Origin of the sequence: Anaeromyxobacter soli (assembly GCF_022808855.1) — a bacterium.
Lineage (GTDB): Bacteria > Myxococcota > Myxococcia > Myxococcales > Anaeromyxobacteraceae > Anaeromyxobacter > Anaeromyxobacter soli.
In genome coordinates, this window is record NZ_JAKZLF010000018.1 from 54,006 (window position 1) to 69,408 (window position 15,403).

14 protein-coding genes are annotated in these 15,403 nt (G+C 72.3%); 13 read left to right on the forward strand and 1 reads right to left on the reverse strand.

The features are described from left to right. Positions 1-248 precede the first annotated feature (248 nt). From MLV88_RS13720 to MLV88_RS13735, 4 genes are all read left to right on the forward strand, one after another. Positions 249-2,423, forward strand: coding sequence for a RelA/SpoT family protein (locus MLV88_RS13720; RefSeq protein WP_242341043.1), 2,175 nt, complete (start codon positions 249-251; stop codon positions 2,421-2,423). A gap of 70 nt (positions 2,424-2,493) precedes the next feature. After that, positions 2,494-2,880: a RidA family protein gene (locus MLV88_RS13725; protein WP_242355885.1), complete on the forward strand. Its 387-nt coding sequence runs from the start codon at positions 2,494-2,496 to the stop codon at positions 2,878-2,880. A gap of 144 nt (positions 2,881-3,024) precedes the next feature. Then, entirely contained in the window at positions 3,025-3,858 is an 834-nt protein-coding gene (locus MLV88_RS13730) for a hypothetical protein (RefSeq protein ID WP_242341045.1), read from the forward strand. A gap of 37 nt (positions 3,859-3,895) precedes the next feature. Beyond that, on the forward strand, positions 3,896-4,402 hold the full coding sequence (locus MLV88_RS13735; RefSeq protein ID WP_242341046.1) for a hypothetical protein: 507 nt from the start codon (positions 3,896-3,898) through the stop codon (positions 4,400-4,402). 78 nt (positions 4,403-4,480) lie between these two features. Here MLV88_RS13735 and kamA read toward each other — a convergent pair whose 3' ends face one another. Beyond that, a complete protein-coding gene (gene kamA / locus MLV88_RS13740; protein WP_242341047.1) occupies positions 4,481-5,722 on the reverse strand; it encodes a lysine 2,3-aminomutase in 1,242 nt (413 codons plus the stop codon). 241 nt (positions 5,723-5,963) lie between these two features. Here kamA and MLV88_RS13745 point away from each other — a divergent pair, with 241 nt between their 5' ends. The 9 genes from MLV88_RS13745 to secF all read left to right on the forward strand — a co-directional run bounded on the left by MLV88_RS13745 (position 5,964) and on the right by secF (position 15,357). Continuing rightward, the gene (locus tag MLV88_RS13745) at positions 5,964-7,157 is read left to right on the forward strand and encodes a KamA family radical SAM protein (RefSeq protein ID WP_242341048.1); all 1,194 of its coding nucleotides are present in this window, start codon (positions 5,964-5,966) and stop codon (positions 7,155-7,157) included. Next, the gene (locus MLV88_RS13750; RefSeq protein WP_242341049.1) at positions 7,154-7,819 is read left to right on the forward strand and encodes a DedA family protein; all 666 of its coding nucleotides are present in this window, start codon (positions 7,154-7,156) and stop codon (positions 7,817-7,819) included. Before MLV88_RS13745 ends, MLV88_RS13750 begins: the two co-directional genes overlap by 4 nt. Further along, a complete protein-coding gene (locus MLV88_RS13755) occupies positions 7,819-8,703 on the forward strand; it encodes a SpoIID/LytB domain-containing protein (RefSeq protein WP_242361191.1) in 885 nt (294 codons plus the stop codon). Before MLV88_RS13750 ends, MLV88_RS13755 begins: the two co-directional genes overlap by 1 nt. Before the next feature lie 213 nt (positions 8,704-8,916). Then, a complete protein-coding gene (queA, locus tag MLV88_RS13760) occupies positions 8,917-9,954 on the forward strand; it encodes a tRNA preQ1(34) S-adenosylmethionine ribosyltransferase-isomerase QueA (RefSeq protein ID WP_242340863.1) in 1,038 nt (345 codons plus the stop codon). A gap of 79 nt (positions 9,955-10,033) precedes the next feature. After that, positions 10,034-10,645 (forward strand): PilZ domain-containing protein, encoded by a 612-nt coding sequence (locus MLV88_RS13765; RefSeq protein WP_242340862.1) that lies wholly within the window; start codon positions 10,034-10,036, stop codon positions 10,643-10,645. Positions 10,646-10,676: 31 nt separating this feature from the next. Continuing rightward, the gene (gene tgt, locus MLV88_RS13770) at positions 10,677-11,852 is read left to right on the forward strand and encodes a tRNA guanosine(34) transglycosylase Tgt (RefSeq protein WP_242340861.1); all 1,176 of its coding nucleotides are present in this window, start codon (positions 10,677-10,679) and stop codon (positions 11,850-11,852) included. 110 nt (positions 11,853-11,962) lie between these two features. Then, on the forward strand, positions 11,963-12,313 hold the full coding sequence (gene yajC, locus MLV88_RS13775) for a preprotein translocase subunit YajC (RefSeq protein ID WP_242340860.1): 351 nt from the start codon (positions 11,963-11,965) through the stop codon (positions 12,311-12,313). Next, positions 12,314-14,146, forward strand: coding sequence for a protein translocase subunit SecD (gene secD, locus MLV88_RS13780; protein WP_242340859.1), 1,833 nt, complete (start codon positions 12,314-12,316; stop codon positions 14,144-14,146). Then, positions 14,146-15,357, forward strand: a complete 1,212-nt coding sequence (gene secF / locus MLV88_RS13785) for a protein translocase subunit SecF (protein WP_242340858.1) — start codon at positions 14,146-14,148, stop codon at positions 15,355-15,357. The genes secD and secF overlap by 1 nt, the downstream gene beginning before the upstream one ends. The last annotated feature ends 46 nt before the right edge of the window (positions 15,358-15,403 follow it).

Genomic DNA, 15,403 nt, shown 5'->3' on the forward strand with positions numbered 1-15,403 from the left:
CGATCCTCCGGGCGCCCCGGGACGGAGGGGCGTGATCGCGCCTCGGAGCCCCGCGAGGCGCGTGCTGCACGTTAGCCGCGCCCCCGCCCGCGCTCAAATCGCCTGGCCCCTGGCAGCCGGGCAGGGCCCCCGGCGTCGCGGCGGACCTGGCGCCGCCTGCTGCGCCGCGTTACGGAAAGGAGACGAGTGGGGGGCGTATCCCGGGCTTGCCGCGCCCGGGCTCGACCCGATACGCTCGAACGATCCGTGTGCTGCGCCTCAACGACATCCTGGACCGGGTAGGTGGGTACCACCCGGACCCCGATCTGGACCTGATCAAGAAGGCGTACGTCTACTCCGCCAAGGTCCACCAGGGGCAGATCCGCAAGTCCGGTGAGCCGTACCTCATCCACCCCCTGGAGGTGGCAGGGCTCCTCGCCGAGCTGAAGCTCGACGAGTCGTCGGTCGTGACCGGGCTCCTCCACGACACCATCGAGGACACGCTCGCCACCAAGGAGGAGATCGCGGAGCTGTTCGGGCCCGAGATCGCGGACCTCGTCGACGGGGTGACGAAGCTCTCGCAGTTCAGCGCCGCGAACACCCAGGAGGAGAAGCAGGCCGAGAACTTCCGCAAGATGGTCGTCGCGATGGCGAAGGACATCCGCGTCCTGCTCGTCAAGCTCGCCGATCGCACCCACAACATGCGGACGCTCGATCACATGAAGCCCGAGTCGCAGGAGCGGATCGCGCGCGAGACCCTCGACATCTACGCGCCCCTCGCGAACCGGCTCGGGATCCAGTGGCTGAAGAGCGAGCTCGAGGACCTCTCCTTCAAGTACCTCCGCCCCGAGGACTACGCGGAGCTGTCGTCGCGCGTCGAGGCGGAGGCGAAGGAGAAGCAGCAGTTCGTGCAGGAGGTCGTCGAGGTCATCCGCGGGCGCCTCACCGACGCGGGGATCTCCGTCCAGGTCTCGGGCCGCGTGAAGCACGTCTACTCGATCTGGCGAAAGATGCGTCAGCTCGACGTCGACTTCGACCACATCCTGGACGTCGTGGGCTTCCGCGTGATCGTCGACACCGTCGCGGAGTGCTACGAGTCGCTGGGGATCATCCACTCCTTGTGGAAGCCGGTGCCCGGCCGCTTCAAGGACTACATCGCCATCCCGAAGCCCAACCTCTACCAGTCGCTCCACACCACGGTGGTCGGGCCGCGCGGCGAGCGCATCGAGGTGCAGATCCGCACCAAGGAGATGCACCGCATCGCCGAGGAGGGCGTCGCGGCGCACTGGGCGTACAAGGAGAAGGGGCGCGACGGGAAGGGCGCCGAGCTCTCGAAGAAGGACGCCGAGAGCTTCGGCTGGCTGCGGCAGCTCGTCGAGTGGCAGCGCGAGCTCGCCGATCCGCGCGAGTTCCTCGAGACGGTGAAGGTGGACCTCTTCTCGGACGAGGTCTTCGTGTTCACGCCGAAGGGGGCGGTGAAGAGCCTGCCGCGCGGGGCGACGCCGGTGGACTTCGCCTACACGATCCACTCCGAGGTCGGCGAGCACACCGTCGGCGCGAAGGTGAACGGCAAGCTCGTCCCCCTGCGCTACGCGCTGAAGAACGGCGACACGGTCGAGATCCTCACCTCGCCGAACGCGCACCCGTCGAAGGACTGGCTCAGCTTCGTCAAGACGAGCCGCGCGCAGGCCCGCATCCGCCAGTTCATCCGCCAGGCCGAGCACCGCCGCTCGCTCGAGATCGGGCGCGACGTCGCGGAGCGCGAGTTCCGCCGCTTCGGGCTCAGCCTCGCCAAGGCCCAGAAGGGCGGCGATCTCGAGAAGGCGGCGCAGGCCCTCGGCTACCGCGCCCCCGACGACCTCCTGGCGGCCATCGGCTACGGCAAGGTCGCTCCGGCGCAGGTGCTCCAGCAGCTCCTCCCCGCCGACAAGCTCGCCGAGCCCACGCCCGCGGAGCCGTCGCCGACCTCGCGCCTCACCGAGATCTTCCGCAAGGTCGCGCGCCGCCCGGCGGGCGGCGTCCGCATCAACGGCATCGACGACGTGCTCGTCCGCTACGGCCGGTGCTGCAACCCGGTGCCCGGCGACGCCATCGTCGGGTTCATCACCCGCGGCCGGGGCGTGACGGTCCACACCGTCGCGTGCGACAAGGTCCTGGGGATCGACCCGGAGCGGCGCGTGGACGTCGCCTGGGACGTGAAGGGCGACTTCAAGCGGCAGATCTCGATCCGGGTCATCACGAGCGACCGCCCCGGCATCCTCGCGCGGATCTCGCAGACGTTCAGCGAGGCCGGCCTGAACATCTCGCAGGCGAGCTGTCGCACGACGCCGGGCGAGCGCGCCGTGAACGACTTCGAGGTCACGGTCGGTGACCTGAAGCAGCTCAAGTCCGTCATCCGGACGCTCGAGCGGATCGAGGGCGTCCAGTCCGTCGAGCGGGTCTGATCCCGCCCCGGCCGCCGCCGCGCGAGAAGCCACCGTTGAACGCTCGGGCCGAGGCCGCTACGGTAGCGGCATGAAGCGGATCCTCTCCACCCCGGCCGCGCCCCAGGCGATCGGCCCCTACAGCCAGGCCGTCGAGGCGCGCGGCGGGCGCACGCTGTTCCTCTCCGGGCAGATCCCGCTCGACCCCGCCACCGGCGAGCTCGTGGCCGGGGACATCGACGCGCAGACGACGCGCGTGATGGAGAACCTGCGCGCCGTGCTCGCCGCGGGAGGCGCCGGGTTCGAGCACGTCGTCCGCACCACCATCTTCCTCGCGGACCTCGGCGACTTCGCCCGGGTGAACGCGGCGTACGGCCGGTACTTCCCGGGCGAGCCGCCGGCGCGCGCGACCGTGCAGGTTGCGGCGCTCCCCCGCGGCGCGCGCGTCGAGATCGACGCGATCGCCGTGGTCGAGTAGCGGCCCTCGAAGGTCCGCCCGGCGTCCTCCAGGTCCGCGAAGGCGCCGCCCGGGCCGCGGGGGCGCACGTGATGTCGAGCGCTTGGGCGCGGCACGCCCTTCGCGATCCGGACGATCCATTCGTCGGACCGCGAGGGCCACCGCATGTCCCGCATCGAGTCGAGCAGCACGCCGCACGTCGTCCTCCCTCCGCGCGAGCCCCACGGAGCGCGCGACCTGCTGTGGAGCGGGTTTCGGCCCTCGTACTCGCTCTGCGGCCGGAGCCCCGAGCAGCGCGCGGCCGTGCACCGGGCGAACGTCGCGCTCCGCCGCCTCGATCTCGCGGACTTCGAGCGGTTCCTCGGCGAGTGGGTGGCGTCGGCGAAGGCGTGCCGCACCCTCGACGAGCTCGCGGCGCACCCCCGCGTGATCGACCCCGTCCGCGAGCTCCAGCCGTGGGAGCCGGGCGCGGTGACCGCGGAGAACCAGGATCTCGCCGCGATCCACGGTCGGTTCCGGCACGCGCTCGCGGAGGCGCTCGGAGCGGTCGAGCGCCACCGCGCCCGCCTCGAGCGCCGCCCCGCGCCGCTCGAGGTGAGCGCGGAGGGGGCCGTCGGGCTGGAGCTCGACGTGGGCGCGCTCCGCATCGGCGCGCAGGCGTCGTTGCGCGAGCGGGCGGTGACCGCGAGCCTCGGCGCGCGGCGCGTCGCGGTCCGCTGCGCGCTCGACGAGGCGGGCCGGCCGGGCTGCGTCGTGAAGACGCCCGTGCTGACCGCGGCGAGAGACCGCCTCGAGCTCCCGGAGCTCCGGCACGGCGTCGTATCCGGCGGCGCCCGCCGCGACGGGTTCACGGTTCAGGTCGGACCCTCCGCGCGCCTCGGATCGGACCGGCTCCACCTGCGAGCGCGGGCGGAGCTCGGCGTCCGGGTCCAGCTCCTCGACGTCGAGACCGCACGCCGCGCGCTGTCGAACGAGGACTTCTGGACGAAGAAGCGCTGAACGCCTCTACCCCCCCCGCAACACAAGGAGAGCCCACATGCCGCGCCACGTTCCGCTCGCCCTCGCCGTCGCACTCGCCCTGCTCGCCGCCGCCTGCGCTCCCGACGCTCACGGCGACCTGCGCGCCCGGGTTCGGCTCCAGCCCGCAGGGGCCCCCGGGCGCATGACCTTCGAAGGCGTCGGCGTCGGTACGGGGCTCGAGGAGGCGCAGGCCGTCTTCGGCGGCCCGCTCGCGTTTCCCTGGGACGGGACCCACCTCGCGCGGGAGCTCGCGAGCGACTTCGGGACGAGGCTCGACGTCCTGTACGGCGTGAAGCGCGACGGCTCGGGAACGATCTCCGGCCTCACGCTCGACTACACGGGGAACCCCCTCGCCATCGCCAGGCTCGACGCTCGCTGGCGCGAGGTGCTCTCGGCGATCCCGGGCGCGTGCGAGGAGGCGGGCTGCCAGTGGAACGACGAGGACGGCCGGATGATCGCGCTCGTCACGAAGCTCACCCGCTGGGCCGGCAGCTCCCAGCTGACGGTCACGATCGAGCAGTGACGCCGGCCCGCGCTCGCACGCGTCGAGACCTCACCCGCAGCCGTGCCCCATCCGCAGGCCCGGGATCGTGCGCCGTACCTAAGGCTCCAGGTACTCGTACTCCTTCCCTGCGTAGTTCCTCAGCACCCAGCGCTTCCCCTCGTGCGAGACCACGTAGTTCGGGTTCACGGGGATCTTGCCGCCGCCCTGGGGCGCGTCGACGACGAAGTGCGGCACGGCGAGGCCGGAGGTGTGGCCGCGCAGGTGCTCGATGATGCGGATGCCGGTCTCGACGGGCGTGCGGAAGTGGCTGATGCCCTTCGAGAGATCGCACTGGTAGATGTAGTAGGGCCGGATCCGCATGAGCAGGAGCTTGTGGTTCAGCTCCTTCACGGTCTCGGGCTCGTCGTTGACGCCCTTCAGGAGCACCATCTGGTTGCCGATGACGCACCCGGCATCCGCGAGCCGCCGCGCCGCCTCGAAGGCCTCGGCGGTGCACTCCTTCGGATGGTTGAAGTGCGTGTTCACGTAGACCGGGTGGTGACGGCGCAGCATGTGGACGAAGTCGTCCGTCACGCGCTGTGGGAGGGTGACGAGGTTGCGGGTGCCGAGCCGGAAGATCTCGACGTGCGGGATCGCCCGCAGCCGGCCGAGGATGTAGTCGAGCCGGTCGTCCGAGAGCGAGAGCGGGTCGCCGCCGGAGATCACCACGTCGCGGATCTCCGGGTGCGCCGCGATGTACGCGAGCGACTCCTCGATCTGGCGCTTCGCGGCCGCGGTCGTCGGATCCGACACCTTGCGCTTGCGCGTGCAGTGGCGGCAGTAAACCGGGCAGTTGTGCGTCGTGTAGAAGAGGACGCGGTCCGGGTAGCGGTGCGTGATGCCGGGCACCGGCATGTCCCGCTCCTCGGCGAGCGGGTCCTCGAGGTCGGCGGGCGCGATGGTCAGCTCGCCCAGGGTCGGGACCGACTGCAGCCGGATCGGGCAGCTCGGGTCGTCGGGATCCATGAGCGCCGCGTAGTACGGCGTGATCCCCATGTGGAACTCGGCGTCCGTCTCGACGACCGCGCGGCGCTCCTCGTCCGTGAGGTGGATCACCTTCTCGAGCTGCTCGAGCCGGGTGATCCGCTCGCGCTGCTGCCAGTGCCAGTCGTTCCAGAGCGTCTCGGGGACGTCCTTCCAGATGGAGCGCGGGCCGGGCGCGAAGCGCGCGCGGACGCTCGGGACGGGTCGGATCCCGTCGTCGATCGCCGAGCCGGCCGGGCGGGGTTCGCCGTTCGCGCGCTCCGGAGGAAGGGCGCCGACGTCCCCGTGGTCGCTCGTCACAGGAAGATTCGCCATGTCGTCTCGCTCCACAGGGGGCCCTCTGCGAGGGCCGCGCGTCTCCTTTAACACCGACGCGCCGCCATGACACGGCCCGTCGCCCCACCGACCGGGGTGGGTCCCGCCGTGCAGGCCGAGCGGCAGCAGGCAGGCGAGGCGGCGCTCCGGGGCCAGGCGTCGTTTGACCGCTGCGTCGCGGGCGGGTAGCTTCCGCGCCCCGCCGGGCGTTCCCCGTGGCGACGGCCCGAGCGGTGATCCCATGGACTTTCGAGCCCGATTCCCCGACGTCTCCGAGAGCGACTGGCGCGACTGGCGCTGGCAGCACCGGAACGCGCTGCGCACCGCCGAGGACCTCGGCCGCCTCGTCGCCCTCACCGACGACGAGCGCGCGGGCCTCGCGCACGCGCGAGGGCGGACGCGCGTCGCGGTGACGCCGTACTACGCGTCGCTCATGGACCCCGTCCACGGGAGCTGTCCGATCCGGATGCAGTCCATCCCGCTCCCCGGCGAGGCGACGCAGGCGCCCGGGGACCTGCGCGATCCCATCGGCGAGGACGCGCACCGGCCCGCGCGCGCGATCGTCCACAAGTACCGGGATCGCGTCCTCTTCCTCGCCGTCGATCGCTGCTCGGTCTACTGCCGTCACTGCACGCGCCGGCGGATCACGTTCGGCGCCGACGCGGGGTTCGACCGCGACGCGATCGAGGAGGGGCTCGCGTACGTGCGGGCGCACCGCGAGGTGCGGGACGTGATCGTCTCGGGCGGCGATCCGCTCGTGCTCTCGGACGAGCGGCTCGACGCGCTGCTCGCGGGCCTCCGCGCCATCCCGCACGTCCAGCTCCTCCGCGTCGCGACGCGCGCGCCGGTGACCTGCCCGATGCGCGTGACGCCCGCGCTCGCCGCGCTCCTGCGCCGCCACGCGCCGCTCTTCGTCGTCACGCACTTCAACCACCCCGTCGAGGTCACGCCGGACGCGCGCGCCGCGTGCGAGGCCCTGGTCGACCACGGGGTGCCGGTGGAGAACCAGTCCGTGCTCCTGCGCGGCGTGAACTCGTCGGCCCGGCTCCTCACCGATCTCAACGAGCGGCTCCTCGCGAGCCGGGTCCGCCCGTACTACCTCCACCAGGGCGATCTCGCGGAGGGGACGGCGCACCTGCGCACGCCGCTCGAGGCCGGGGTCGCGATCCTGGAGCAGATGCGGGGGCGGACGAGCGGCCTCGCGATCCCGCACCTGGCCGTCGATCTCCCGGGGGGCGGCGGGAAGGTCACGCTCTCGCCAGATTACGTGCTGGGGCCGGGCGAGGAGGGCGCGCCGGGGCACTGGCTCCGGAGCTTTCGCGGCGCGCGCCACTTCTACCCGGCGCCTCCCGCGGCGGATTGCACCTGCGGGCACGAGGCGGTCTACTATGCCCGCGAGCCTGCCGAGCCGCCCGCGGGCGAAGGGGACGCATGATCCAGTCGGTCGTCGCCAAGCTCGCGGTCTTCACCATCGCCGTCGTCGGCTACCTCGGCTACGGCGGGGTCGTCCTGCTCATGGCGATCGAGAGCGCCTGCATCCCGCTCCCGTCCGAGATCATCATGCCGCTCGCCGGGTACCACGTGTACCTCGGCAACTTCACGCTGCACGGGGCGGCGCTCGCGGGCGCGATCGGCTGCGTCGTGGGCTCCGTCCCGGCCTACTACCTCGGCCTGTACGGCGGCCGCCCGCTCATCGAGCGGTACGGTCGGTACGTGCTCGTGTCGCACCACGATCTCGACGTGGCGGATCGCCTCTTCCGAAGGTGGGGTCAGTGGGTCGTGTTCGCCGCCCGCCTCCTCCCCGTCGTCCGCACGTTCATCGCGTTCCCGGCGGGCGTGTCGCGGATGCCGATGGGGAAGTTCATCGCCTTCACGTTCGCGGGCTCGTACCCCTGGTGCCTCGCGCTCGCGTGGGTCGGGGCGAAGCTCGGCGACAAGTGGGACAGCGACCCGCGCATGAAGGCCGTCTACCACCGGTTCGAGCTCGTCATCGTGGCCGCCGGTGTCGCGGCGGTGGTCTTCTACGTCTGGCACAAGGTCCGCGCGTCGCGGCGCGACCGGGCGGCGACCGTCGCGGGCGCGCCGGACGAGGGGTGATGGCGCCCGCCGCCCTCGGGGTGGCGCCGATCCGGGCCGCGCTCGCGCTCCTCCTCGTCTCCGCCGCGCCCGCGCAGGCGGAGGAGCTCATCCGCGTGCGCGTCTCGGAGCGGCCGGAGCGCATCGAGGAGGTCCGGCTCGAGGACTACGTCGCGGGCGTGGTGTCGGGCGAGATGCCGGTGAGCTTCCCCGGCGAGGCCCTGAAGGCGCAGGCGGTCGCGGCCCGGAGCTACGCCCTCACGCGCAAGATCGAGGCGCAGGCCGCGAACCGGCGCTGGGACATCGCGACGGGCGTGCTCGCCCAGGTCTACCGGCACGGCGCGGCGAGCCCCGCGGCGCGGGCGGCGGCCGAGGCCACGGCGGGCGAGGTGCTCGTCTCGGGGATGGAGCCGGTGGAGGCGTACTTCCACGCGTCGTGCGGCGGCACGACCGAGGCGGGCCTGCCCGCGCTCGGGCGCGACCTGCCCTACCTCGCCTCGGTCGCGTGCGGGCGCTGCGACCGCGCGCCGGGGGTGCGCTGGTCGGCGCGGATCGACGCGCGCGCGCTCGGCGCCGCCGCGGGCCTGCGCGGCGCGGCGACCGAGGCGCGCGTCTCGACGCGGACGGCGAGCGGCCGCGCGGAGCGGGTCGAGATCTCCGCAGGAGGGCGGCGCGCGACCGTGCTCGCCACCGACCTGCGCCAGCGGCTCGGCTACGCCCGCCTGCCCTCGCTCGCGTTCGACCTGCGCTCCGAGCGCGGGGCGTTCGTCTTCGACGGCCGCGGGCAGGGGCACGGCGCCGGCCTCTGCCAGTGGGGCGCGGCCGGGCTCGCGCGCGAGGGGAAGGGCTACCGCGAGATCCTCCTCCACTACTATCCGGGCGCGGACGTGGCGCGGATGTATTGAGGACATGATCTCGGATACGAAACGCGGGGGCGGAGCCCCCGAGCTCCGCGGGAGGGCCCCCGCGCGAAGCGCGGGAGGGGCGAAGCCCCTCCGGCGGGGAACCTGCGCGTCCCCGCGAACGCGGGCGCGCAGGTTCACGGGCCCCGCCGAGCGGGGGTGGGGCCCCGACGAGCTTCGCTCGGCGGGGCGGGGGACGCAATCCCCCGGCAAAAGATGAAACTCTCGGACTTCGACTACGGTCTGCCCGAGGCGCTCGTAGCGCAGGAGCCGGCAGAGCCGCGCGACGCCTCGCGCCTGCTCGTCGTCCCGCCGGACGGCCCGCTCCGGCACCGCGGCTTCGCGGAGCTCCCGGCGCTGCTCGCCCCCGGCGATCTCCTCGTCTTCAACGACACGAAGGTCATCCCGGCGCGGCTCGTCGGGACGAAGCCGACCGGCGGCAAGGTGGAGCTGCTCCTGTGCGAGCCGCTCGCGGGCGGGCTCGGCCGGCGCTGGCGCGCGATGGGGCAGGCCTCGAAGCCGATCCGCGAGGGGACCACGCTCGCGTTCGGCGAGCTGGAGGCGCGCGTCGAGGCGAGCGAGGGCGAGGGCTTCTACGTCGTGACGCTCGACCGCGAGGGCGAGGCGCTCGAGGCGGCGCTCGCGCGCGCGGGCCGGATCCCCCTGCCGCCGTACATCCGGCGCGCGCCCTCCGAGGCGGACCGCGAGCGGTACCAGACGATCTGGGCGCGCGCCCCCGGCAGCGCGGCCGCGCCGACGGCGGGCCTCCACTTCACCGAGGCGGTCCTCGCCGCGCTCGAGGCGCGCGGCGTCGCGCGCACGGCCGTCACGCTCCACGTCGGCCCCGGGACGTTCCTGCCGGTCCGCGGCGACTCCATCGAAGGCCACCGGATGCACGCGGAGCAGTACGAGGTCCGGCCGGAGGCCGCCGCCGCCATCGCGGCCTGCCGGGCGCGCGGCGGCCGGATCGTCGCCGTCGGGACCACCTCGGTGCGCACGCTCGAGAGCGCCTGGCGTGACGGCGCCGTCGCGGCGGGCTCCGGACGCACCACGCTCTTCATCCGTCCCGGCCATCGGTTCCGCGCGGTCGACGCGCTCGTCACGAACTTCCACCTGCCGCGCTCGACCCTGCTCATGCTGGTGTGTGCGTTCGGCGGGGCCGAGCGGGTCCTCGCCGCCTACCGTGAGGCGGTCGCGCGCCGATATCGGTTCTTCAGCTACGGCGACGCCATGCTCCTCTCGCGGCCGTCTTGACGGAGCGTCCGCCCAGGTCCGCCCGTGCTATAGGATCTCGAACGGCGTCGAAAGGAGCGGGGGGCCGGGATTGCACAGCGTGTCGGTGAGCCTCGAGCCGGCCCAGTTCCTCGCTGGGTTCCGGCCCGAGAACGGCAGCCTGTTCGTGCCCGCGCTCTCGGAGTCGCGCGTGGGCGACGAGGTCGCCCTGCGCGTCGGCATCTACGGCCAGACCATCCGCGCCACCCTCTTCGGCCGGGTCTCCCTCGTGCGGCGCGTCGGGCGGCCGGCGCTGCCTCCCGGCGTCGAGCTCCAGCTCGATCGCGGCAGCCTCGCCGCCGCCGGGTTCCTGGCCGCCGCCGCGCGCGGTGAGCCGGTGAGCTTCCGCGAGCGGGCGCCGCGCTACGTGCTGGCACGGCGGATCGTCGTCGAGCACGGCGGCAACCTCTTCGAGACCGCGACCGTGAACGTGGCCGAGGGCGGCTGCGCGATGCGCTGGCCGGGCGCGCTTCCCCTCGTCGGGGAGGAGGTCGCGCTGAAGCTGCGGTCCGGGCTCTTCCCGCCGACGGCGCGGGCGATCGTCTGCTGGAACCAGGCCGGCGGCGCGGGTGAGCGGACGGTGGGGCTGCGCGTCGTGGTCCAGGGACGGGCGGGGCGTGCCTGGAGGGCGCTCGTCGCGGACGTGGCGAGGGGCGGGGCGCGCGCGGCTTGACAGGCGGCGGCGCGCGTACGACACCCGCGCGGTGATCCGGTTCGAGCTCCTCGCGCAGGACGGCGCCGCCCGCCGCGGCCGGCTGTCGACGCCGCACGGCACGATCGAGACGCCCGTCTTCATGCCGGTCGGCACCGCCGCCACCGTGAAGACGCTCGAGCCGCGCGATCTCGAGGCGCTCGGCGCGGGCATCATCCTCGCGAACACCTACCACCTGTTCCTGCGCCCCGGGCACGAGCGCATCCAGCGGCTCGGCGGCCTCCACCGCTTCATGTCGTGGAGCGGCGCCGTGCTCACCGACTCGGGCGGCTTCCAGGTGTTCAGCCTGGGCGAGCGCGGCGCCGAGGGGCGCGACCGCGCCGGCCCCGGGCTCGTCACCATCGCCGAGGAGGGCGTCACCTTCCGCTCGCACCTCGACGGCTCGCGCCACTTCCTCTCGCCGGAGCGCGCCATCGAGGTGCAGGAGGCGCTCGGGGCGGACGTCATCATGGCGTTCGACGAGTGCCCTCCGTCGCTCGCCGACCGCGCCTATCACGAGGCGTCGCTCGCGCGTACGCAGCGCTGGCTCGTCCGCTGCCGCGAGGCGTGGCGGGAGCACGAGGCGAGGAAGAGCGGGGAGGGGCGGACGCCGTGCGCGCTCTTCGGGATCGCGCAGGGCGGGCTGCACGCGGACCTGCGCGCCCGCGCGATCGCCGACGCGGCGCTCCTGGACCTGCCGGGCTACGCGCTCGGCGGCTACGCGGTGGGCGAGGCGCCCGCGCAGATGTGGGAGGGGGTCGCGCGCGACGCGCCGCTCCTGCCCGAGGGCAAGCCCCGCTACCTGATGGGCGTCGGGACGCCCGAGGACCTGCTCGCCGGGATCGCGGCGGGCGTGGACATGTTCGACTGCGTGCTCCCCACGCGGACGGCCCGGAACGGGCTGCTCTTCACGAGCCGCGGGAAGGTGGTCATCCGCAACGCTCGCCACGCCGACGACGAGTCGCCGGTCGATCCCGCGTGCGCCTGCTACACCTGCCGGACGTTCACCCGGGCCTACCTCCGCCACCTGTTCAAGGCGGGCGAGATCCTGGGCCTGCGCCTCAACACCCTGCACAACCTGCACTTCTACCTCTCGCTCCTCGCCGGCGCGCGGGAGGCCATCGTCGCCGGCGGCTTCGAGGCGTTCCGCAGGGAGCGGCTCGAGGCGTGGCGAGAAGCCGCAGGATAGCCCCAGGCATCGGCCGAGCGGGCGGGCCCCCGGCCGGAAAGAGGTTGCGGAAAGGCGCCAACTCACGCTAAAAGACGGCGCTTTTCCCTTTCCGTACCCAGCGGAGACTTATGCATCCCGTCCTCCACGCGTTCTTCTCTCAGACCGCGCCCGAGGGGCAGGCCCAGAACCCCATCATGGGGTTTCTGCCCTTCATCCTCATCGCGGTCGTCTTCTACTTCGTCTTCTTCCGCCCGCAGGCGAAGCAGGCGAAGCAGCACAAGCAGTTCATCTCCGAGCTGAAGAAGGGAGACGAGGTGCTCACGCAGGGCGGAATCATCGGCACGATCGTCCTCGTCGAGGACCGCACCGTGACGATCGACGCGGGGTCGGGGACGAAGCTGAGGGTCCTGAAGAGCCAGGTCGCCGGGCAGTGGAAGCAGGTCGAGTCCGTCCCGGTGAAGGCGGAGGCGAAGAAGTAGATGGAACGGTCCTGGTACTGGCGCGTCGCGCTCATCGTCGCGGTGGCGCTCTTCTCGCTGTGGCAGCTCGTCCCGAGCTGGTTCTACTTCAAGCTCCCGCCCGACCAGCGCAGCACCGAGGCGTACGAGCACGCGGTGCCCGGCTGGGCGCCGACGTCCCAGAAGCACCTCAACCTCGGCCTCGACCTCCAGGGCGGCATCCACCTCGCCATGGGTGTCGACGTGGAGCGCGCGGTGAAGGCGAAGGTCGCGCGCCGCGCCGACGAGATCGCCGAGTACCTGAAGTCGAAGAACGTCCCCGCCGAGTCGGTGACCACCACCGCGGGCGGCACGCGGGTCGCGGTGAAGGCCGCCGATCCGAAGCAGGTCGAGTCCTCGGTCCTCGACTCGTACGACCAGGAGATGTACTCGCCGGGCGTCGTCGACGGCGCGGTCACCTTCGCCTTCAAGGACACGGTGCTCCGTGACTTCCAGTCGAAGGCCGTCGAGCAGGCGGAGAAGACGATCCGCAACCGCGTCGACAAGTGGGGCGTCTCCGAGCCCGACATCAAGCGCAAGGCGAACAACCAGATCCAGATCCAGCTCCCCGGCTTCAAGGATCCGGAGAAGGCGAAGGAGCTGCTCGGCCGCACCGCGCAGCTCGAGTTCAAGATCACCGACGACGAGAACCCCGCCCTCGATCAGCTGCGCGGGCAGCTCACGCCCTGCGCGACCGCCGACGGCTTCCGCATCCCGCTGCCGCAGGGCGGCTGCTGGTCGACCGAGAGCGTCGAGCTGCCGAACGGCACCGCGCGCGCGGTGACGATCCTCGCCGCGAACACGCGGCCGGAGATCGAGAAGCTCATCCAGGAGAAGGCGACGCCGCTCCTCGACCCCCAGAAGAACGTCGTCGGCATCGGCGAGGCCACCGTCGGCCAGGGCCCGACGCGCCAGCAGTACTACCGGACCTACCTCCTCCGCGCGAAGACGGAGCTCACCGGCGACTACATCGCCGACGCGCGCGCCGCGATCGACCAGTCCCAGCAGTTCGGCCAGTCGGGCCGGCCGCTCGTCCAGTTCACGATGAGCGTCGAGGGCGGCCGCCTCATGCAGAAGCTGACGAGCGAGAACATGCGCCGGCGCATGGCGACGGTCCTCGACGACAAGGTCGAGACGGCGCCGTACATCCAGGGCGAGATCTCCACGAACGGGCAGATCACGCTCGGCTCGGGGCGCAACCCGCAGGAGATGTTCGAGGAGGCCAACCAGATCGCGCTCGTCCTCAAGGCCGGCGCGCTCCCGGCCCCGGTGACGATCTCCGAGGAGCGCACGGTCGGCGCGACGCTCGGGCCGGAGCTCGTGCGGCGCGGCACCGTCGCCGCCCTCATCGGCCTCGGCCTCGTGCTCCTCTTCATGGTCGCCTACTACCGCGCGAGCGGGCTCGTCGCCGACGTGGCGCTCGTCCTGAACGGCCTGCTCGTCCTCGCGATCATGGCGATGATCGGCTCGACGCTCACGCTGCCCGGCATCGCCGGCTTCGTCCTCACCCTCGGCATGGCGGTCGACGCGAACGTGCTCATCAACGAGCGCATCCGCGAGGAGCTGCGCGCGGGGCGGACCATCAAGCAGGCGGTCCAGCAGGGCTATGACAAGGTGTTCTGGACCATCGTGGACTCGCACGTCACGACCCTCGTCGCGGCCCTCGTCCTCATGAACTACGGGTCGGGTCCGGTGCGCGGGTTCGCCGTGACGCTCGCGATCGGCCTCGTCGCGTCGATGTTCACGTCGATCGTGGTGACCCGGGCCTTCATGGAGTTCTTCACGCGCCACGAGACGGCGCGCCTGAGCGTGTGATGCGATTCAAGAGCTTCGATCTCATCCCCCACGGCACGAAGTTCGACTTCGTTGGGAAGCGCCACATCGCGGTGGCGCTCTCCCTCATCGTCAACGCCGCCGTCCTCCTCTGGGCCGTCCCCGCGATCCACGGCCTCAACTTCGGCGTGGACTTCGCGGGCGGCACCGAGATGGAGGTGAAGTTCGGCCAGCCCGTCGATCCGGGCGCCATCCGCAAGAGCATCGAGGACCTCGGCTTCAAGGGCGCCTCGGTGCAGACCTACGGCGCGGAGTCCGAGAACGCGTTCCTCATCCGCGTCGAGCGCATCGCGCTCATGAGCGACGCGGACGTGAAGCGCGTCGTCGACGCCGTCCAGGCCAAGGTCCCGATCCAGAGCTGGAGCTTCAACCCGGAGATCGGCGACAAGATCGACTTCCAGTTCAAGCAGCCTCCGAGCCCGCAGGAGCTCCAGGCCGCGGTCGAGGGCGCCGGCATCGGCGTCCGCGAGGTGCGCGCCGAGCAGGGCCTCGTGGCCGGCACGCGGTCGTTCGCCGTCATCACGCAGGGCATCCGCGAGAAGATCGAGCACGACCTCGCGACCCGCTTCGCGGAGGCGAAGCCCGACGTGCGGCGCGTCGAGTACGTCGGCCCCGCGGTCGGCCGCGAGCTGCGCAACCAGGGGTTCAAGGCCGTCCTCTACGCGATCGGCCTCATCGTCGTGTACATCGGGCTGCGGTTCGACTTCCGGTTCAGCCCCGGCGTCGTCATCGCGATCGTCCACGACGCGATCGTGACGCTCGGCTACTTCGCCTTCTCGGGGCGAGAGTTCAACCTCACCTCGATCGCCGTGATCCTCACGGTCGTCGGCTACTCGGTGAACGACACGGTCGTCGTCTACGACCGGATCCGCGAGAACCACGCCAAGTTCAAGGGCAAGTCGCTCGCGGAGATCGTGAACCTCTCGATCAACGAGACCCTCGGCCGGACGTTCCTCACGTCCTTCGCGACGGCGCTCTCGCTCGTCGGCCTCCTCATGTACGGCGTCGGGACGATCTTCGACTTCTCCGCCGCCATGCTGGTCGGCATCGTCTCCGGCACCTACTCGACCTGGTTCATCGCCGCTCCGATGACCATCTGGCTCGAGGAGCTCGCGGACAAGAAGAAGAAGAGCCGCGCCGCCCCGTCCGCCGCGGCGCCCGCCGCGCCCGCGGGACGCGCCGCGCAGAAGTAGCCGCGCCCGCGAGAAGCATCCGGGGCCCCGTCGCCGAGAGGCGGCG

Coding starts and splice junctions, on each gene's coding strand:
- MLV88_RS13725 (WP_242355885.1), top strand. CDS start 2,494: ATGAAGCGGATCCTCTCCACCCCGGCCGCGCCCCAGGCGATCGGCCCC.
- MLV88_RS13730 (WP_242341045.1), top strand. CDS start 3,025: ATGTCCCGCATCGAGTCGAGCAGCACGCCGCACGTCGTCCTCCCTCCG.
- MLV88_RS13735 (WP_242341046.1), top strand. CDS start 3,896: ATGCCGCGCCACGTTCCGCTCGCCCTCGCCGTCGCACTCGCCCTGCTC.
- MLV88_RS13750 (WP_242341049.1), top strand. CDS start 7,154: ATGATCCAGTCGGTCGTCGCCAAGCTCGCGGTCTTCACCATCGCCGTC.
- MLV88_RS13745 (WP_242341048.1), top strand. CDS start 5,964: ATGGACTTTCGAGCCCGATTCCCCGACGTCTCCGAGAGCGACTGGCGC.
- MLV88_RS13755 (WP_242361191.1), top strand. CDS start 7,819: ATGGCGCCCGCCGCCCTCGGGGTGGCGCCGATCCGGGCCGCGCTCGCG.
- queA (WP_242340863.1), top strand. CDS start 8,917: ATGAAACTCTCGGACTTCGACTACGGTCTGCCCGAGGCGCTCGTAGCG.
- kamA (WP_242341047.1), bottom strand. CDS start 5,722: ATGGCGAATCTTCCTGTGACGAGCGACCACGGGGACGTCGGCGCCCTT.
- yajC (WP_242340860.1), top strand. CDS start 11,963: ATGCATCCCGTCCTCCACGCGTTCTTCTCTCAGACCGCGCCCGAGGGG.
- secD (WP_242340859.1), top strand. CDS start 12,314: ATGGAACGGTCCTGGTACTGGCGCGTCGCGCTCATCGTCGCGGTGGCG.
- secF (WP_242340858.1), top strand. CDS start 14,146: ATGCGATTCAAGAGCTTCGATCTCATCCCCCACGGCACGAAGTTCGAC.